This window comes from Thiomicrorhabdus cannonii (assembly GCF_013391695.1).
Classification (GTDB): Bacteria; Pseudomonadota; Gammaproteobacteria; order Thiomicrospirales; family Thiomicrospiraceae; genus Thiomicrorhabdus; species Thiomicrorhabdus cannonii.
Genome location: NZ_JACBGH010000001.1, coordinates 439,253 through 459,428 on the forward strand (window position 1 = coordinate 439,253; position 20,176 = coordinate 459,428).

Annotated in this window: 18 protein-coding genes; 10 read left to right on the forward strand and 8 right to left on the reverse strand. The window is 52.2% G+C overall.

Going from position 1 to position 20,176, the window contains the following annotated elements:
- Positions 1–35: 35 nt before the first annotated feature.
- Genes HZ297_RS02145 through HZ297_RS02160 form a run of 4 tightly spaced genes read left to right on the forward strand, consistent with a single transcriptional unit; the run spans position 36 to position 4,746 of the window.
- Positions 36–998, forward strand: a complete 963-nt coding sequence (locus HZ297_RS02145) for a hypothetical protein (protein ID WP_178861325.1) — start codon at positions 36–38, stop codon at positions 996–998.
- Between the two features lie 12 nt (positions 999–1,010).
- A complete protein-coding gene (locus tag HZ297_RS02150) occupies positions 1,011–1,787 on the forward strand; it encodes a type II secretion system protein (RefSeq protein ID WP_178861326.1) in 777 nt (258 codons plus the stop codon).
- Between the two features lie 11 nt (positions 1,788–1,798).
- Positions 1,799–3,301, forward strand: coding sequence for a type II secretion system protein (locus HZ297_RS02155; protein WP_178861327.1), 1,503 nt, complete (start codon positions 1,799–1,801; stop codon positions 3,299–3,301).
- On the forward strand, positions 3,301–4,746 hold the full coding sequence (locus HZ297_RS02160; RefSeq protein WP_178861328.1) for a type II secretion system protein: 1,446 nt from the start codon (positions 3,301–3,303) through the stop codon (positions 4,744–4,746). Before HZ297_RS02155 ends, HZ297_RS02160 begins: the two co-directional genes overlap by 1 nt.
- A gap of 102 nt (positions 4,747–4,848) precedes the next feature.
- On the opposite strand, the gene yaaA is transcribed toward HZ297_RS02160, so the two are convergent.
- Entirely contained in the window at positions 4,849–5,625 is a 777-nt protein-coding gene (gene yaaA, locus HZ297_RS02165; RefSeq protein ID WP_178861329.1) for a peroxide stress protein YaaA, read from the reverse strand.
- A gap of 187 nt (positions 5,626–5,812) precedes the next feature.
- Here yaaA and HZ297_RS02170 point away from each other — a divergent pair, with 187 nt between their 5' ends.
- The 3 genes from HZ297_RS02170 to HZ297_RS02180 all read left to right on the forward strand — a co-directional run bounded on the left by HZ297_RS02170 (position 5,813) and on the right by HZ297_RS02180 (position 10,151).
- Positions 5,813–8,608 carry a bifunctional diguanylate cyclase/phosphodiesterase gene (locus HZ297_RS02170; protein ID WP_178861330.1) on the forward strand — a complete coding sequence of 932 codons (2,796 nt, stop codon included), beginning with the start codon at positions 5,813–5,815 and terminating at the stop codon, positions 8,606–8,608.
- A gap of 107 nt (positions 8,609–8,715) precedes the next feature.
- Complete coding sequence (locus HZ297_RS02175) at positions 8,716–9,366, forward strand: rhodanese-like domain-containing protein (RefSeq protein ID WP_178861331.1); 651 nt, start codon at positions 8,716–8,718, stop codon at positions 9,364–9,366.
- Positions 9,367–9,482: 116 nt separating this feature from the next.
- Entirely contained in the window at positions 9,483–10,151 is a 669-nt protein-coding gene (locus tag HZ297_RS02180; RefSeq protein WP_178861332.1) for a rhodanese-like domain-containing protein, read from the forward strand.
- Between the two features lie 27 nt (positions 10,152–10,178).
- Here HZ297_RS02180 and HZ297_RS02185 read toward each other — a convergent pair whose 3' ends face one another.
- On the reverse strand, positions 10,179–11,432 hold the full coding sequence (locus HZ297_RS02185) for a TsoY family (seleno)protein (RefSeq protein WP_178861333.1): 1,254 nt from the start codon (positions 11,430–11,432) through the stop codon (positions 10,179–10,181).
- Positions 11,433–11,771: 339 nt separating this feature from the next.
- Here HZ297_RS02185 and HZ297_RS02190 point away from each other — a divergent pair, with 339 nt between their 5' ends.
- Entirely contained in the window at positions 11,772–12,035 is a 264-nt protein-coding gene (locus HZ297_RS02190; RefSeq protein ID WP_178861334.1) for a hypothetical protein, read from the forward strand.
- Between the two features lie 200 nt (positions 12,036–12,235).
- Entirely contained in the window at positions 12,236–13,096 is an 861-nt protein-coding gene (locus tag HZ297_RS02195; RefSeq protein ID WP_178861335.1) for a bile acid:sodium symporter family protein, read from the forward strand.
- Positions 13,097–13,160: 64 nt separating this feature from the next.
- Here HZ297_RS02195 and HZ297_RS02200 read toward each other — a convergent pair whose 3' ends face one another.
- The 6 genes from HZ297_RS02200 to HZ297_RS02225 form a co-directional block, all read right to left on the reverse strand.
- Complete coding sequence (locus HZ297_RS02200; protein WP_178861336.1) at positions 13,161–13,427, reverse strand: hypothetical protein; 267 nt, start codon at positions 13,425–13,427, stop codon at positions 13,161–13,163.
- A gap of 131 nt (positions 13,428–13,558) precedes the next feature.
- Positions 13,559–14,275: a pseudouridine synthase gene (locus HZ297_RS02205; protein WP_343034752.1), complete on the reverse strand. Its 717-nt coding sequence runs from the start codon at positions 14,273–14,275 to the stop codon at positions 13,559–13,561.
- Positions 14,272–15,552, reverse strand: coding sequence for an arsenic transporter (locus HZ297_RS02210; RefSeq protein WP_178861337.1), 1,281 nt, complete (start codon positions 15,550–15,552; stop codon positions 14,272–14,274). The genes HZ297_RS02205 and HZ297_RS02210 overlap by 4 nt, the downstream gene beginning before the upstream one ends.
- Positions 15,549–15,881, reverse strand: coding sequence for an SMR family transporter (locus tag HZ297_RS02215; RefSeq protein ID WP_178861338.1), 333 nt, complete (start codon positions 15,879–15,881; stop codon positions 15,549–15,551). The genes HZ297_RS02210 and HZ297_RS02215 overlap by 4 nt, the downstream gene beginning before the upstream one ends.
- A gap of 13 nt (positions 15,882–15,894) precedes the next feature.
- Entirely contained in the window at positions 15,895–16,641 is a 747-nt protein-coding gene (gene murU, locus HZ297_RS02220; protein ID WP_178861339.1) for an N-acetylmuramate alpha-1-phosphate uridylyltransferase MurU, read from the reverse strand.
- A 2-nt stretch (positions 16,642–16,643) separates the two neighbouring features.
- The gene (locus HZ297_RS02225; protein ID WP_178861340.1) at positions 16,644–17,699 is read right to left on the reverse strand and encodes an aminoglycoside phosphotransferase family protein; all 1,056 of its coding nucleotides are present in this window, start codon (positions 17,697–17,699) and stop codon (positions 16,644–16,646) included.
- 57 nt (positions 17,700–17,756) lie between these two features.
- Here HZ297_RS02225 and HZ297_RS02230 point away from each other — a divergent pair, with 57 nt between their 5' ends.
- On the forward strand, positions 17,757–20,162 hold the full coding sequence (locus HZ297_RS02230; RefSeq protein WP_178861341.1) for an LPS-assembly protein LptD: 2,406 nt from the start codon (positions 17,757–17,759) through the stop codon (positions 20,160–20,162).
- Positions 20,163–20,176: the final 14 nt, after the last annotated feature.

A 20,176-nucleotide genomic window follows, 5' to 3' on the forward strand; every position in this document is an offset into this window, starting at 1 on the left:
GCCATAATCGTTCAGGCTTCGCTGAGACAGTCATCATGAATAAAGTCACACAACACAAGATTCCAAATCCGTCTAAACAGCGCGGATTTATCGTACTGATGACAATGATGATGTTAGCAGTCGGCACCGCCATATGGTTTGGAACTTTGGGACAAATTCGTTCCAATACCATGAAAATAGAAAGTGAGGATCGCCAACTCCTGGAATTACAGGCCATTAAGGAACGTATGCTGGCCTATGCGGTGCTCCAACCAGAAATTTTCTCCGATCAGGCGGTCATCCCCGGCGTGGGGTATTTCCCTTGTCCCGATACTAACGGCGATGGTACGGCTGACAGGCCCTGCGGCTATGATTCAGCAACCAACCAACTGTTTGTCATCGGTCGGGTGCCCACACAGGAAACCAGCCATTTCTTCTCATTCATTGATTCTGGCATCGATCCCTCGCTTTACTGGTTTGCCGTCGATGCACGATTGGTTGACCACCATGCCTACTATGCCTATGACAATGCGTTGCGCTTTGCGCCGGTTAGTGTGCAAATGCCGGTTGAGGTGCCGGACCAATCAAACAATGATGTTCCACCGCTAACGGTAGATGGCAAAGACGAAATTGTGATGGCACTTTTTTATGCCGGCCCTGCTTTGAGTAATCAAACACGTCCAAGCAATAGCATCAACGACTACTTGGAACAACCTACTGCAACCCTCGGTTACAGCATAAACTTTCAATCCGTTGGCGCCACGCCGGATGTATTTAATGACTATGTCATTACCATTACCCGCAAGGAGTGGGAAGCGGCCATGTTGGCTAGAGTCAGTCAGGATATTTCGCCCCAGGATGGCGTGCCCGATTTATGTTCACTTGTTGCTGAAAATACTGCCGACTGGTTCAACGCCTGCGCCTATACCCATCCGACAAATCGCCCTGTTTACACCTGTGATGGCACAGCTGTCAACAATCTCGCCGGCCAAGACTGGCGCAGTTTGGTTTGCCCATAAGGAACGCGTAAAATGAAGCCCATGTCATCTTATCGCTCTTGCCATTACCAATCTGGATTTTCACTGCTGGAAATGGCTATCGTAGCCGTCATTCTCAGCATACTCTCAATCCAACTCATCCATTCCAGAACGATCAACGAAGATTATGACCGCCAACGTGAAAACCGCTCACTCACGCTTGAAGCCAAAACCCTTCTGATCAGTTTTGTGCAAACCAACGGTTACCTTCCCTGCCCGGATACCGACAACAATGGCTGGGAAAATCGTACAGGTAATCAATGTACCGCAACAATAGGAAAACTGCCGCACCTGATGTTGGGGGCACCACCGGATGATGCCTGGAATGAGTCTCTCTTCTACCAGGTCAATACGCATGCCAACAGTGCCGACATAGAGGATAGCAACTCAGCAGCCAGCTACTTTTCAGCCTCATCTGCACCCTTATTCACGCTAAACACACCTCCCATAGGGGTCACAGCCGGCGCAGGCACCATGACCGTATGCTCCGAAACCGAAGCCTCTCAGTGCAATGCCTCGACTAATGGTGACGATATTCTGGAAAAAGGTGCCATCGCCGTGATTGTCAGCTTTGGCAAAAACAGTACGCAAACCTGGAATCTGATCGACACCGCGAGTGTGAATGCTCTGTCTGCCGTTGAAAAGGAAAATGCCGATGGCGACGCTTACTTCTGGCAATCTTCCATCAATCAGGCAGACGATGCGTTGGCTTGGCTAAACGGCTATGAAGTGAAATACGCTGTTTTGAAATCCGAGCGCGGTTTAAACTGAGGAACAAATTAATGAACAATCATCCCCGTCGATCGCATCATCAAGGCTTCACCTTACTTGAACTCGCTGTCGTTATTGCCATTGTCTCGGTACTGGGTGCCGGTTCGCTTGCGGTTTACTCGGAATTTCACGACCATGCCAAATGGCAGGAGAGTCAGGCAAAATTACAGGTCATTAAAAAGGCGATTCTCAAATTCACCGAAAAAAATAATTTCGTGCCCTGTCCCGACGCCAACCAAAATGGCTATGAATCCCGAACAAACGCCAGCGGAAGAATTCCGGCCGTTCCGGCAACCCCCGCCATTCCAGCCGTTCCCGGAACAGAAACCAGACCGACTATTCCTGCGATTCCAGCCGTTCCGGCACAGCCTGCCATTCCTAATATTCCGGTTTCTACCTGTAGCGCTCATACCGGCACAGTGCCTTATGAAACGCTGGGATTAAGCCGCGCCTCCGTCGAGGATAGCTGGGGGAATTTAATCGTCTACGCGGTGGATCAAGGCGTGACCGATGCCGATCTGATGCTGGAATGCCCGACAGATACCTCCTGCTTTTTTAACCGCAACCCGATTCCCTCTCTCCCGGCCAACCGGGTTTTTCCGGGCAGTGCACTTCCCGCTTTTAATGACGCCACCTTACCCACCGAAACGCAATTGGGTGCAAACAATTTAAGAATCTGTGCCGATAGTGCCTGTTCAGAAATCGTTGCCAATGGTCAGGTGGTGATTTTGCTTGCCAAAAACCAAAACGGCCAGTTATCAAGCGGATTGGATGCCGACGAAGCTGACAATATAGATCTTGATCGAAACTTTGTGGTGCGCTCCTACTCCAAAAACCCATTCTATGATGACTCTTTGCTGGGAGTCAGCGCCTACGAATTGAAAAAACAAACGGAAACCGAGACTTATGAAACCGTTAATAACATCAACACCAACACCAACGTCACGCTGAAAAGCGGCGAGAACATTTTGGGCGGCGGCGCCGATAAAAGCATCGGCAATATCGGCGACAACAACCCCTATAGTCAGAATGTACAGACAGCGGTAGCCAGCCAGACGATCAGCTTTGGTGCGGAAAACGCCGGTAAAACCGTCATCATGCAGCTCGATACCAAGGCATACGGCACCTGGGATCAACCCAGCAGACGAGATTCGGGGCTTACCAGTGACCAAGCCTTTATTGCCGCCAACGGTGAGATTTTGGAAACGCTGGCTTACGATTCCACCCAAAATGATCACGACGGTTATTACAACTACTACGACCCCGCTCTGGGCGGTGACCCAAACACGCCCAACAGAACGGAAAAGTACTGGGAAGATTCGCATGAAGTCAGCTTTATCCTGGACGGAAACGGCGACGCTAATCTCGAATTTGCCGTGGCGACAACGGGCACGGATGAACAAGTCGACTTTACCAACATTCAGCTGATTCTCTATAGCACACCGCCATTGATGCCCGATTTTCCAAGCGTCCAACCGATTGATGGCATTTCACAGACACAGGGGTTAGAGTGATGCTTAAGAACCCTATGCCAACTCCCGCCACACTGAACAAGATGACTGGCTTCACGCTTGTCGAACTGGCCGTCGTGACGGCCATCTTGGGCATTATTCTGATTGGAGTCTCTTCCAATATCGGTTCAATTCATCATGTGCAAAAACTCCAAGAATCTCAGCACAGCTTAAACAATATTAAGCAAGAACTTCTCAATTTCGGCCGGATTCACAAATACTTACCCTGTCCCGATTCGGACAACGATGGCCATGAAAACCGCATTTCTGTGACGGTTGGAAGCGATACTATCGAAAAATGCACGGCAAACAACGGCACCCTTCCCTATCTTGACCTGGGCCTTCAAAAAGCCGAGGTCTATGATCCTTGGAATAATCCGCTGCGTTATGCGGTGAATACAGATACGACCGATGCAGCCCAGATTTGCGACAAACGCAGTTCAGCCAGTTTTTTCTGCAATCTGGGAGCGAATGCAGTGCCTTGGTTCAGCATGACCAGTACTCCGCCCAATTCTGCCGATCGCGGCAATGGCAACTACTACGTCTGCAATCAAAGCACTAATGCATGCAATGCTGCTACCGTGACCAACCATGCTAATCTTGCTATCCACACTGCCAGCGTGGTCTTAGTGGCTTTTAACCAGGATGGTGAAAACGCATTGAGCAACTGTGCGGGGCAAAATGCCGCATCGCAAGAGAACTGTGACACCGACCTTTATTACCATCAGGCCGCAGCAAGCAACGCGGACAACGCCTTTTTTGACGATACCATCGTGCCTATCAGCGGTTATGAAATCAAAGCTCATGTATTGGCAAAAAACGTTAGCTGGGACAGCTTTACTTCCACCAGCACCTCAACCGGCCTCACTCCTACCTACGAAGACTTTGATATTACCGCCGATGACACCGTGCCGGTTTCAAATGATGCCGACAGCCCGGACGTGATACTGGTCAACCACAATGTCGAAACCGACATCAATCTGGGAGGTGGCGACGACTATCTGGCCATCGGCAACAACCTCACATCCGGCAGCGATATTGATACCGGTTACGCTAACGACCAGCTCTATATCGTCGGCAATGCCCAGGGTGATGTCGATTTAAGCCGCGGTGATGATGAGTTCGTCCTCGGTGGCGATCTCTATGGCGACATGCTCGGAGACCGTGGCGATGACAAGGTGTGGATTCAAGGCAATATCCAATCCGGTTCAGGATTGAATATGGGACGGGACGATGACGTATTGTGGATTGGTACAGCAGGCCAGGACAGCACCGGCCAAATCAACGCCTCCATTAACGGTGGTTTGGGATATGACATCCTAGTTTTGGAAAATACCAGCAAAAGCGAATGGTTGGGCAACAGCACCTTGCGAAGCCGGGTGAGCAACTTTGAACTGGTCATTTTTGAAGCCGATTCATCCGGCAACAGAGAGTATATTGAACTCTGAGCATTGCAAAATAATCTGTTTTAAAAATTGAACAGGCCGGGTAAAGACGTCACTTTACCCGGCCTGTTCAGTTTTTAAACCGCCTTTTTAAGCCTGATTCACTCAGTCCTCAATACGACGGGTAAACACCCAGTCGGTTTCCGAAGAGAGTTCCGGCATAAAGGCGTAGCCTTCGCAATCGAAATACTTGAGCTCCTCGGCATTTTCGATCTGCTGGTCGGCCGCATAACGCGCCATCAGGCCGCGCGCTTTCTTCGCATAGAAGCTGATGATTTTATACTGGCCGTTTTTCCAGTCCTTGAAAATCGGCGTGACAATGCGCGCTTTCAGCAACTTGGGCTTCACCGCCTTGAAGTATTCGTTGGAAGCCAGGTTCACCAAGGTCTGGCTGCCCTGCTCCGCCAACTCCTTATTTAACTGCTCGGTTATCGCATTAGCCCAGAACGCATACAGATCCTTGCCCTTGGCATTGGCAAAGGCCGTACCCATTTCCAGACGGTAAGGCAGCATCTCGTCACAGGGTTTCAGCAGACCATACAGGCCCGACAAAATGCGCAGATGGGTTTGCAGGTAATTCACGCCTTTTTCATCCAATGAATAGGCATCCAATCCCTGATAGACATCGCCTTTAAATAGCCACGCCGCTTGCTTGGCCTGTTCGGCCGGAAACGGCAGCCGCCAGTTCTGAAAACGCTCGTAATTCAACTCCGCCAATTTGTCGCTGATATGCATGAGCTGCCCGATTTCAACCGGACCGACTTTTTGCAATTCATCAATCAGTTCGGCAGCGCGATCCAAAAACACACATTGCGTATGCAGACGGGTTTGTACAGGGGTGTTCTCATCCAGTGACTTAGCCGGAGAAACTAGCATTAACATGACATTTCCTTTTCTGTTTAGTCCAACAGGCGAGGCTATTATACCTAAATTACGCCCTTCATTTTTACGGCAGTGGATGAGCCTATCGGACTTTTTGGGTAAATTAATAATTGACGCAAATAAAACTACTGTTAATATGGTTTTATATGTAATTAGCCGTATTAGAATTCATGCCATTTAGAAGACTATGAAAACACTCAATCATCTCTTTTCCACACAGGCAGAACTGGATGCGTTCCTACACGACGAGATGATCACTGCCTATCAGGGTGACGTGCTGTTACAAGTGTTCAGCAGCACGCGGAATCATGCAACCATTGAATCGATACTCCATGCCGTCATTCGCCAATGCCCTGATATACACATTATCGGTGCCAGCAGCGGCGGCGAAATCATTAACGGACACATAACCCATCAACAGACGGTGCTGAGTTTTACCTTATTTGAAAACACCCGGGTCACCACATTCATCCATCCCGACAAGGTTCCTGCAGAGGCCAATCTACTCGCAAAAGACCACATAAAAGACACGACGCGCTGTGCTATCGTTTTTGCGGAAGCCGGTCATCCCATGGCACAGCAGTTGTTACATGATCTTGCCGCCATTGCGCCGCAGCTGGTGGTTGCCGGCGGCTACGCGGCAGACACCTCCCATTCGGCTCAAACCTATGTGATTCACCAGAACCGCCTGTATCCCCACGGGGTGGTAATCGCTTTTCTGCATGGAGAGCAACTACGTGCGGCCAACGGTTATCTGCTCAACTGGGTCCCGCTTGGGCAGACTTTTGAGGTAACCGCAACCCGCGACAATACGATTATCTCTCTGAATCATAAGCCGGTTAAACAGGTCTATCAGGAGTATCTGGGTAAAAACGTTACCGAAAACCTGCCTGAAAACATCATCCAGTTTCCCATTATCAAAGAAACGGAAAACATTCCGGTTGCGCGCTGCGTCATCAACGCCAATAGTCAGGGAGAGTTCGTCTATGCAGGTGCATTTGAACCCGGCGACAAGGTGCGTTTTAGCACGGTGGATGACTCGACCCTGATTCATGAGGCCTATCAAAAAGCCTGCCATCTAAAATACCAGCTACAGCCGCAAAGTTTGTACGTGTACTCCTGCAGCGCGCGTAAAATGTTTCTTAAAGAGCTTATGCAGGATGAAATTGAGGCCCTGTGTGATGCCCGCGCCTGCAGCGGTTTATTTACCTATGGCGAATTTTTCCACACCGCTAGCCACAACTATATTCTCAATATCACCACCACCTATCTGGCGCTTTCCGAAGCACCGCTAAAACCGGTTTCCATTTCCGAAGCGGAGGTGATGGATTCAATCGGCGAAAACCATCAATCCACCTTGAGATCGTTGATGCATCTCGTCAACAAGACCACACATGATCTGCAAAGCCAACTCAGTCTGAAGCAGCAGTACAAACAGGTACTGGAACAAGCCTCCATAATGGTGGAAACCGATGCAAACGGCGTGATTCTGAGGGTCAACCATGCCTTTGAGAAAGTTACGGGATATTGTGCCCATGAAGTAGTCGGACACACGCACCGCATGATCAGCCACCCGGATACTCAGGACGACGTCTTTGCAGAACTCTGGCAAACCATTACGCAAGGCAATATCTGGCAGGGAGTAATCAAAAACCGCTGCAAAAACGGCAGCAGTTATTATGTGCAAACCGTCGTCGCCCCGATTTATGGAGAAGATGGCGAGCTTTTGCATTATCTGGGAATCAGTAACGACATCACCGAGCAAATCCACATACAGCGTCAAATCGAGGCGGAACGAACCGACAGCCTTACCGGCCTGCCCAGTCGCATGCAACTGATGGAGGACAAGAAACGCCTGAATGCCGACAAACTCGCCCTCATCAACCTCCAGAACTTCAAAGCCTACAATGACTTTTACGGTCTGAAAATAGGCGATAAAATCCTCATGAATTTTGCCTCTTTTCTGGAAGCGCTGGCGGCAACCGAACGCTTAATCCTTTACCGGGTCTACGGCGATCGTTTTGCCCTTTTGCCGCTTGACTCCATGCCTTTGGAAACGTTTATGATAGTGCTGCGCAAAATAATCGGCGCCGTTCACGATCATGAAATCCCCATCGAAAACAGCGTGATCGATTTGGAGATTGAAATTGGCGTAGGCTACGGCAAACAACATCTTCTGCAGCTGGCAGAAACCGCCCTGCAGAGCACCAAACAGAACAACCAGCATACGATTGCGATCGCCAGGGAAGAACCGCAGCGCGATCAAGAGCATTTACATTGGCTCAAACACATCCGCCAAGCGCTGCAAAGCGGACATATTATCAACCTCTATCAGCCGATCTTTAATCCCAAAGATCCGGGCACGCCAAAATACGAAGCCTTGGTGCGTTTAAAGTTACCGAACGGCGAAATCATTCCTCCCAGCCGTTTTCTGGAAATTGCCAAACCCACCCGCCACTACCTGCGCATCACCCAAACGGTCATGCGCAACGCCTTCCAAATGGCCGCTAAAAAAGGCCACAGCGTTTCCATCAACCTCTCTATACAAGACATTGAAAACCCCGGATTGCACGAAGAAGTCCTGCTGCATTTGGCCACACATCAGGGCGGGAAAATCATTTTTGAAATTACCGAAAGCGAATCGATATCCGATTTTGAAATCGTTAAGGAATTCATTGACGATGTGAAACGACACGGTGCTGAAGTGGCCATTGATGACTTTGGCAGCGGCTATTCCAACTTCTCCTATTTAGTCAACCTCAATGCCGACTACATCAAGATCGACGGTTCACTCGTGCAAAAAATCCTCACCGATGACAAAACCGCCATGGTCGTGGAAGGCATCATCCAAATGGGCCGGGGCTTAGGCTTCAAGACGGTTGCCGAATTCGTCAGCGACCAACAGATTGCCGAACGTCTGCTGTTAATGGGAATCGACTTCATGCAGGGTTATTACTATGGTAAACCGCAGTATCTGGAGTAAATTTCTGCTGACAAAACAAGCCTCTATATACCACTAACCGTCAGGCGTATAATAAAACGCAAAAGGTTTCCTGCCTTTACTCAAAGATTGTGCCTAGGAGGTTCCTGATGCAATGGCTTAGACTGATGGCTCTGTTTGTTGCTTTGTGTTGCTTGCATGGTGTCCATGCGGAAGAAGATTCGGCTGTTGTTCTGATCGACAAGGGAGTCCAATCCATCACCCTGCATCTGCAAGGCAAAACCTATGTGATTGAGCGCAACCAGAACCCTGAAAACACCCTGACCGACCTGTACACCAACACCACCGTAGGAACCTTGCAGCCCTTTCACCTCGCGCCCGGCGTCGAAACAATCGGGGAGTTAGAGGTGTTGGATTACCTGCAACGCATGCAAACCGATGCCTCGATTATAGTAGTCGACACCCGCCCCCCCATCTGGTTTGAACGCCTGCGTATTCCGGGTTCGATCAATGTCCCCATGTCCACCTTCAATAACGAACTCGGCGCCATCGAAGCCCTGGAAAAATACTTTAACGTCAAAACCAAAGCCAACGGCGAACTGGATTTCAGCCAAGCCAAAACCATCGTCGCCTACTGCAACGGCCATTACTGCGGACAAACCCCGGCGGCCGTAAAAGCCAACCCTTTTGCACTGCTAAAACTGGGGTATCCGCCGGAAAAAATCAAATATTATCGCGGCGGCATGCAGGCCTGGACCTCGGCGGGGTTGACCGTGATCGGCAAAGAGGCGTTTAACTGAGCCTCTTTGCCATAAAAAACCGTGATAACCTGTTGAAACCCAATAACAAATTCAATTAATAATCAAACTCATTACGGTTAAAATTAAGACATGAACCTTTCAGAAGGGAGGTCATCATGTCCATCTTGACAAGGATTTTAATCCCATTCATCGGCACCAGCCTATTGATCTTTGCGTGTTCTCTGCCCGCTGCCGACACCGGGCCAGTTCAGGGCAGGGTGTTCATTGCGCCTGGCGTACTCGCCATCCCGTTGGAATTGCACGGCGAAAAATGGCTCATTCAACGCAATCAAGACCCAACCCTGACTCTCACGCCGTTGTATACCAATACCACGGTGGGATATCTGCAGCCCATCAAACTCGCTTTCGGAGTCGACACCATCGGCGAGCTTGAACTCTTGGACTATCTGCAGAAAATGCAGCATGACGACTCGATTGCCCTGATCGACACCCGCCCTTTTCAGTCCTATGAACGCCTGCATATTCCGGGTGCGGTCAATATCCCGCTGTTGCTTTTCAAAAACGAATTATCGGCTATTGAAACGCTGGAACGTGAATTCAACGTCACCTCCAACGCGAACGGCGAACTGAACTTCGACAAGGCAAAAACCCTCATTGCCTATTCCAACGGTCACTTCTGCGCCATGACCCCTTATGCCCTCAAAAATGCGCGTTACGCCCTGCTCAAGCTGGGTTATCCGCCGCAAAAGATCAAATACTACCGCGGCGGTATGCAGGACTGGACATCGGTGGGTTTGACCAGCGCCGGACAGGATCACTTTTAAGCTCACATCCCATAAGGCTGAAAGCCCCTATCGCGGAGGCAGTTGCGACTGTACTTCGTGCATTTGCCAGCAGCGCATATTACCTTTTAGCAACATGCGGAATACCAAGATGCTCACGGTGGCCAGGGTCAATCCCACCAGCATCGCTTCCAAGCCCCAAAGGGTATTCCATGTCAGATCGTATTTGGCAAACCAACCCAGTTTTGCAGCCGTCATGGTAAACAATGCGGTCAACACATAAGTAGACACCAGCATACAGATCAAGCCCAATGTAAAGATCAATTTGCGGCTGCGATCAAACAGATGCGCCATAAAACCACTGCGCCAAAACGCCCACAACACCAACAGCAGCAACGGCCAGGTTAAAACCAGTCCCCAGGTCAGACTGTTTTTAAGCGCCAAGTCGAAGTTGCCCATTTGTTCGCTGTAATTAAGATAGTTACGGATAGTGGTAATCTGCCAGACGTTGAAGGTTGTTACCGCCGTAGCCAGATTCATCATGTGCCCCCATTGCCGCACTTGCTCCTGACGCTCCGCCAGCCGCACTTGGCCACCCTTGATGGCCCAAGCCAATGCCTTCAAGCCGGAACCTATGGCAGCACGCTTCTCCCACACCAACGCCACCGACAGCGCAATAAACAGCATGGACGCCAGCATCGACACCGCCGATACCGTCACCTCGGCACTCAAGGCACCCGGACCGGCCAAATTCAACCCCATGAAACCGATGGCAAACGGTACCACCATGGAATAGTGTTCGGGATTATCCGCCTGTTTACGCAACGCCCGGTACCACGCCAACTGAAAAAGCGCCATCAACGCAATCGCCACATCGTAAACCAACCAAAACGGCCACAGAATATCGTCAGCCGCACTATCCAACCCCAGCAGCATAATCACCGCAAAGCCGCTCACATTGCCAAACATCGCCAAACTCAGAGGCATCCCAAACCAACCGGCGGTTTCCATCACATTGCGATCGGACATCTGATGCGCGCCAGCGCGCAAGAACTGCACCGACTTGTAAATGAACCACACCAGCAACAGAGTACCAACCAGATACAGAACCCAAAAGAGTACCGCAGCGCCTGCAATCACAACCGGCATCAGCCCTGCGCCGGCCGCTACCTGCTGCCACACCTGATCCATAGCGGGCAAGAAAGCCCCCTTATGAGGAACAAATACATTCAAAACAAACACCATCATGATACTCATGCCCATCACACCCAAAGGCATGAGCCAGTGTCTGGGATACCATTTTTGCAAATGCAGCTCATTCATAATCATTCCCTTATATAAATTAATGAAATATACTCATAGATATTATTAATCGATAGATATGATAATGATTTCCAATTACAAAGATACGTATTTATCTTAATTCAATACTTTATCAAGCGTTTCTCAATACTTTAAAAACACATCCAAAATCAGAGCTTTATTCTTATATTTCAACATGTTAAACATACACTGTATGACAAAACCCATCCTGCGAACATAAAACGGGACAAACACCACTTGCAGAGAAAATATAAATAAGTAAACTCTTATATAGATTTTGATTATTTATGCATTATTTTTGTTTATTTCAATTTTATGACCACATCCCCAGGAGTCGCCATGAAAACCACTTTGCACGCCTTAGCCTTCGCCGCCGCGAGCGGTGCACTTATGTTCACCTCGCAGGCCCAAGCGGATAGCTGGACGTTTGACGGCAACGAACAAGAAATCAGCGCCCTAGTCAGCCAGGCAGAAAAAGCCCGCGCACAACAAAATTTGTATGTAGAGGTCTACCAAAACCAGATGAACTGCTGGTCGTGGGACGCTTGTGCAGACAAAGCCCGAGTGTACGGCATCGTTCGCGACAGCCACGCATTCAACTGAGACAGGCGCATGGCGCAGGGAGTGTGCTCTCTGCCAAACCGCGCCTCATCAGGTTGTACTCTCCTCCGTTACCTTATTTCGGCTTAGCCTGAAATAAGGTTTTTTTATACGTAACACACAGACTTTCCGTTAAAATCCGCATTCTCTAAGCGACGTCACCCCCTTTCAACGACTTCGCGCGTCACTACTACGGAGCCTGTATGTCCAGCGATATTCTCACCACTCTCATCCTGCCCGCCGCCCTGTTCCTGATCATGTTCGGCATGGGCTTGTCACTCCGTCCCGACGATTTCAAACGGGTCGCACTGGCCCCCAAAGCGGTCGGCATCGGCTTGATCGGGCAGATGCTGCTGTTGCCGCTGGTGGCTTTCGGGATTGCGGTGGCGCTGTCGTTACCCGCCGAAATCGCCGTGGGGCTGATGATTATCGCGCTGGCGCCCGGCGGCGCCACCTCCAATATGTTCACCTACCTGAGCAAAGGCGATGTGTCGCTGTCCATTACCCTCACCGCCGTGGTCAGCCTGATCACCCCTTTTACCATCCCGCTGCTGGCCGCTTGGAGCATGACCTATTTTATGGGCAGCGGCACCGAATTCAGTCTGCCACTGGTGAAAACCATCGTGCAACTGCTGGTGATTACGGTGATTCCGGTGGCGCTCGGCATGTTTGTGCTGTCACGCTGGCCGCAGGTGGCCGCCAAACTCGAAGCCTTTTTCAAATGGTTCTCGGTCGCTTTTCTGCTGCTGGTCATCATCCTGATTGTGCTTAAAAACGCCGCCAACATGGCGAGCTTTTTTGCACAGGCCGGGTTGGCAACGCTGCTGCTCAATGTCAGCGTGCTGATTCTGGGCTATCAGTTGGCCAAACGCGCCCGCCTGTCCCAGCCGCAGGCGGTTTCCGTCGGTTTTGAAGTGGGCATCCAGAACGGCACCTTGGCATTGGTGGTGGCCGGAACCTTGATCGGCAACGCCGCCATGATGATTCCCGCCGTGACTTACTCGTTGTTGATGTTTGCCAGCGGTGCGGCCTTTGCCTGGTGGGTCCAGCGCCGCACAGTCTGACCCCCGGAAAGCAAAAAGGCCTGAAAACCAGGCCTTTTACGCGAAAGAAGCGATAACGCAAATCTCAGTGTGCGTGCGGTTTGACGCCCACGCTTTCCAGAAAATGACGCAACTGGCTGATCTCCGTCTTATCGGAAATTTCATGACCGTGGTGCGGCAGACTCATGACAAACTCTGCGCCGTTCAACACAATCTTGGCACGGTTGGAAGCGGTAATCTCGATTTCCGCACCGTAGTGTTCCAAAGCATGTTGAATTTTCGTCCAATCCAGGTTGGTCGAAATCGGGTGAGCATAAATTTTCTCAATCATCGCTTCGTGTTTGTGACTCATAGCTTTTCCTTTTGGTTTCTTGTTGTTTATTGGGTTTGATTTCATTTTAAAAACAAACCCGCCAACCTGCTCCAAAAGCGTTTTAAAAGTTATTCCAGATTAAGCAGATTATCGTCTTTATCATGACTGATCTAACTTTGAGAGTGCTGCAGACTCTCCTGCAACGTCGCCAACTCCCCATCGCTCAGATGACGCCAAGCCCCAACCGGCAAATCGCCGAGCTGCAGATGCACTATCGCCAACCGCTGCAAACGCATCACCCGGTAACCCAACGCCTTGCACATGCGCCGAATCTGCCGGTTTAGCCCTTGGGTAAGCACCAGTTCAAACACGTTTTCTTCGGTCTTGAAAATCTCGGCAGGCCGGGTCACCGTATTCAAAATCGGCACGCCTTGCGCCATCTGCTGTAGAAATTCCGGCGTGATGGCTTTATCGACCGTCACCCGATAACGCTTGGCATGGCCGTTTTCCACCCGCAAAATGCGGTTGACGATCTCGCCCTGATTGGTCAGCAGCATCAAGCCTTCGGAATCCTTATCCAAACGCCCCACGGCAAACACCCGCTCGGGAAACGCCAGCGCCTCCGCCAGATTGTTTTTCACCGTCACATCATGTGTGCAGACCACGCCCACCGGTTTGTGATAAAGCAGATAGAGCGGTTCAACCGCTGTCCGAATGCGCTGACCGTCCAGCAAAATCGCATCGGACTCGGACACGAGCATGCCCATCTTGGCGGTTTGGCCGTTGACCTGCACCCGACCGGCGGCAATCCAGCGGTCCGCCTGCCGGCGCGAGCAGGCCCCGGCGCGGCTGAAAAACTGGTTGATGCGGATGTTTTTTGGCGTCACATTGACCACGCCAGCGCCAACAAGGTTGCCAGCAATACCGGCGGTGTCAGCAACAGACCGTATGCCATATAACGCTGCCAGCTGATCGCCACCCCTTTTTGCATCAGCACGTGCAACCAAAGCAGGGTCGCCAACGAGCCCCAAGGCGTCATCTTCGGCCCGAGATTGCTGCCGATGACATTGGCATACGCCAACGCCGTCTGCCCGGCCTGCCCGGTTTGCGCAATGGCAATATCCATCAGCATGACCGTCGGCAGATTATTCATCAAGGCGCTCAACACCGCGGAGAGAAACCCGGTGGCGACAATCTGCGCCGTCACGCCCCAAGCCGCAAAATCGCCGACGCTTTCTGCCAGCCAATCGGTCAGGCCGGCGTTTTTCAGCCCCCATACCACCACATATAGCCCGACACTGAACCACACGATCTGCCAAGGTGCGATCTTCAACGTCATCCACACCTTGCAGGTGCCAAAATACTGCCCCATCCACAGCAACACTAGCGCCCCGCCCAAGGCGAACAGACTGATCGGCAAGCCGAACTCGTCGCCCACGCCCATGCCGATAAAAATCAGTGCCAAGACCAACAGACTCCAACGGAACATGGCGGTGTTTTTAATCGCTTTATGCGCCGGTTTAAGCTGGGAAAGGTCGATTCGTTTGGGCAGATCACGATAAAACAGCGTCCACAACAACAGCACACTCACTGCCACGGCCACCAGATTGGGAAGCCACATGACGCTGGCGTACTCCCAAAAACCGATGTCAAAGTAATTGACGGTGACAATATTCGTCAGATTGGAGAATACAAACGGCAGACTCGCCGCATCACTGATAAAACCCGCCGCCAGCGCAAACGCCAGCAAGGCTTTAAGATTAAGCTGCAACAGACGCATTTTGGCCAGAATAATCGGTGTCAGAATCAAGGCCGCGCCGTCATTGGCAAAAAACGCCGCCACCAACGCACCCAACAGCAACGTATAGATAAACATCAGATGGCCGTTGCCGTTTGACCAGTGCGCCATTTTGATCGCCGCCCACTCGAAAAATCCGAGCTCGTCCAGCACCATCGAAATGACGATAATGCCGATAAACGCCAGGGTCGCATCCCACACAATCTGCGTCACCTGCCACACATCGGCCAGGCTCACCAGCCCCAACAGCATCGCCAGGCCCGCCCCCAACACCGCCGAGGTACCGATCTGCAAGCCGCGCGGCTGCCAGATCACCAGCGCCAAGGTCGCCAAAAACACCGCGCCCGGCAACCAAAGCCCACTCATTGTCCGGAAACCTTAGAAAACACCTGCAACACGACCACGCCGCTTATAATCAGTGCAATGCCCAGCAGTGCTGGCCAGTCAAGTTTCTGCGCAAATACCAACCAGCCGATCAGCGTAATCAAGGCAATGCCCGCGCCCGACCAAATCGCATAGGCGACCCCCACCGGAATCTGCTTCAAGGTCAGTGCCAGCAGATAAAACGCCAAGCCGTAACACAGCGCCACGACTAAAACCGGCCAGGGTTTACTGAAACCGTCGCTCAACTTAAGCGCCGTGGTGCCAATCACCTCCACCACTATTGCCAGCCCCAATAAAAACCAGACATTCATCTGCGGCCTCCCGTTAGTCTATGCTTTCGGCACAGAGCTGGGCTTGCATGGTCGTCAACCGCTCCAAGGTACCAATATCCGACCATAGACCTTCATACAGTTGCCCGCTGACTTTTCCGGTCTGCATGGCGTCGCGCAGAATCGGGGCGAGTTTGATAAAACCGGCTTGCATATTTTTGAACAGGCCGGGGTGCAGCACGCTTAAGCCCGCAAAGGTGTATTGACCCTCTGCCAAGACCCGGCCTGTTGAGTTTGTTTGAGCCGGATTTTGCGGTAAATCATGCGCGCCATCTTGCACCAGGCCGAAATCGCCTTTGGCATTGAATTCGGGACTGGGAACGAGTACCAGATGTGCCAAACGCCCATTCTGCAGCGACCCGGCCTGTTGAATCAGTTCGGCAAAATCGAATTCGCAGTAGACATCACCGTTGATTACCAGAAACGGCGCGTCGCCAAGCAGCGGCAAGGCGTTGATAATGCCGCCGGCGGTTTCCAGCCCGCCTGCCGGCTCCGGCGAATAATGGATGGTGATGCCCCAGCGCTCCCCATTGCCAAGCGTCTGCTCGATCTGCTCGCCGAGCCAGGCGTGATTGATAACAATCTCCTGCACCCCAGCCGCCACAAGTTTCTCGATATGATATTCAATCAGCGGTTTGCCGCACAAAGGCACCAGCGGTTTGGGAAGGGAGTCGGTCAACGGGCGCAGACGGTTGCCGCGCCCGGCGGCCAAAATCATAGCCTTGACGGTACGTTTTTGCATCCTCAGCCGACCTTCTTCTGCAAAAGCGGATGCGGCAGCATGGCGCTTTCAATCAGGTTCACCAGCCATTTCATCTCGGGATAAGCGCGACCCACCTCAACGATATACTGCAAGGTCTGCGGAATATCGTTCAGATAGCCGTCCTTGCCGTCGCGGTGATCGAGGCGCGCGAAAATCCCCGCGGCTTTGAGGTGACGCTGAATGCCCATATAGTCCATCGCTTTCAGAAAACCGTTCCATTCGTCCTGACACAGCAGACCGCGGGCACACAGCTGCAAAAAGTAAAAACGCTGCCACTCGCGCACCTGCTCCGCCGGCCAGGCGATATAACAGTCGCGCAGCAAGGAGACCGCGTCATAGGTCAGCGGGCCGTAAACGGCATCCTGAAAATCCAAAATGCCGGGGTTGGCTTTGGCGGTGATCATCAGGTTGCGGCTGTGATAGTCGCGGTGCACATAGGTTTTGGGCTGCGCCAAGGCGGATGCCGCCAACACTTCCTTGACCTTCTGCCAATCGTCCTGCTGCAAAGTGGAAAGCGGCTGCTCCAGATGGGTACCCAGCAACCAGTCACTGAAGAGGTTCATTTCGTTATTCAACAGGGTCGCGTCGTAAGGCGGCAGCTGCTGCGCGGCTTGCTTGCCTTTGGCCTGCAACTGCACCAGTGCATGCAGGGCATCGCGATACAAACGGTCCACTTCACTTTCTTCGGCGGAATTCAGCACCGACAGATAGGTGGTATTGCCCAGATCGGTCAGCAACAGAAAGCCCTTGCTTAAATCCTTGGCCAATACCTTCGGCACATTCAAGCCCATCTCGGCGAGTTGCGCCGACACGGCTATGAACGGCTCGCAGTTTTCGTGCGTAGGCGGCGCGTCCATAATAATAAAGGTCTGGCCGGCGCTAACCTCGGCGTGGCGCTCGGCGTCTTTAATGACCAGCCGGAAGTATCGGCGGAAGCTCGCATCGCTCGAGGCCGGCTGCGGTTCGTCATACAGACTGTCCGCCAGCATCGGCAGTTTTTGCAGCCAGTCCAACATCAGTTGAAATCTTTCATTCATCGTAAAAATACTCGGTTAAAATAGGCAATTCACGAATAATTAATGATTCCACGCTTGATGTCAAACCTCAAACCCGGCTTTTATCGACTTTTTGTGGCGCGCGCGCAAAACCGCGTAAAAACTCAACAGGCCGCCCTTTTTGGGAGTGTCTTTGCGCCGCGCTTAAAATTACCGAAACTGATCGGTGCCCTGGCCTTAGCCTGCTATGGCGTTGCCGCCCAAGCCGATAACTGCCAACCGCAGTGGATCGCCGAGCCGCTCGATGTGCCGGCACTTAAAGGCGACGACCAGGCGACCCATCTGGAAGCCGACGAGCTGACCCAGCCCAACAGCAATGTGCTGCAAATGCGCGGCAATGCGCGCATCGCCCAGCCGGGCACGGTGCTGCTGGCCGACGAGGTGCAGTACCAGAAAGCCGAGCAACAGGCACACGCCTTTGGTCAGGTGCAGTTGCACCGTCCCGATGTGATGATGACCGCGACCGAAGCGCACCTTGACAATCAGGCGCAAACCGCCGAACTGCAGGAAACGCGCTACCAGATCAAGCAGAACCGCGCCCACGGCCAAGCCAAAAGCATTCAACTCGATAAACAAAGCGAAATCGCCGATCTGGACAACGCGACCCTCACTACCTGTCCGCTGGAAAACCTCAAAAACGGCATACAACCGGACGAAAAACGCAAAGTCGGCGAGCATGTTGCCTGGGAGTTGGAGTTCGACGAACTGCAGATCAACAATCACACACGCCGCGTGGTCGGCCACAACACCACGCTGTTTTTCAAAGGCGTGCCGGTGTTCTATACGCCCTACTTCGACTTTCCGCTCGACGACCGCGCCAGCGGCCTGCTGATTCCCGAATTCGGCGGTTACAAAGCCATCACCGAAGATCGCTCAAGCTTCTATGTCAGACTGCCCTACTATTTCAATCTGGCGCCCAACTACGACGATACGTTGAGCGTCCTCTATATGGAAAACCGCGGGCCGATTGTCGAAAACGAATTCCGTTACCTGCTCGATACGCACGGCATCCGCCACAGTGCGGAATTCACCGTGACGCTGCTTAACGACGCCAAAACCGCCGATGAAGGTCTGGCCTATGTCGACAACAGCGGCAATATTTATTACGGCGACAAGATCGAACAGCGCTGGCGCGGCAAACTCTTGGCCAGCCAGCAGTGGAATCCCAACTTGCGCAGCGAAATCGTCTGGCACGAAACCTCCGACGAAAACTTCTTTGCCGACATTCCGGTGGAGAGCGCCTTCAAAAGTGTGACCTCCACGCCACGTTGGGCGCGCATCGACTACAACGACCAGAACTGGCAGGCCTATGCCCAGGTATACAGCTACCTGCGTCTGCGCGATGCGGCCAACAACTACGAGAAACGCCCGGAAGTCGGCCTGCGTTACCGCGAACGTTTCGGCAATCTCAATCTGAACGTCGTCACCGAAGCCACCGAATTCGACATTCCGCTGAGCGACCCGCAAAAACCCGAGGCGCTGCGCACGCGCCTGGCGCCCGAACTCAGCTACAGTCTGCGTCGCCCGTGGGGTCATCTAAAAGCCACCGCCATCGCCAATGGTTTGAACTACGCCATGCACGACAACGGCTATAACACCACCGGCGAAAATCAGATTCAGCACACCGTCATGCAATATGCGCTGCAGGGCGGCCTGGTGTTTGAACGCGACTGGCAGTTCGGCGAGAGCCGCTATGTGCAGACCCTGGAACCGACGCTGCAGTATCTGCATGTGCCCTATGCAAACCAGTCCAAAGCGCCGTTGTTTGACACCACCACCAAGAGTCTGGACTTTTCCAACCTGTTTGCGCTCAACCGCTTTTCCGGTTACGACCGCATCGGCGACACCACGCAGGTTTCTGCGGCGCTGACCAGCAAACTGCTGACCGCCGACGGCGCGCCGTTTCTGGAAGCCGGTATCGGCCAGATTTATTATCTGGCGGACCGCAAAGTGGCGCTCGGCAATGATGTACTCGACACCACGGCCGAATCGGATTACTTTGCCAAACTGGCCATGACCGGCGGCGACCTCGCTTTCAGCTCCACCAGCCAGTTCGACAAAACCGATCTCGCGCTCGTCAACACCAACAGCCGGGTGCACTGGCAGCTGTCGGATAAAAATAAGGTGTTACTCAACTACATCTTAAGCAATAATAACACCGCCAACGAACAGGCCACGCTGGGCCTGGGCGGCACGGTGCGTCTTAACCGCAACTGGGAACTCGGCACCTACTGGAACTACGACTTCACCCATGAGGTGCGTAATGAAGTGCAATACGCCGCACGTTACGACGACTGCTGCTGGGCGGCCGAATTCTCGCTGGAAGAAACACAACTCGAAAATGGGCTGTATAATTACAGCGTCCAGTTTATGATTGAGTTCAAAGGCTTGAGCGCCAGCGGCCGCACCTTTAAAAACTACTTGGACAACAAACTCAACTTTTAATGACTTAAAACAGG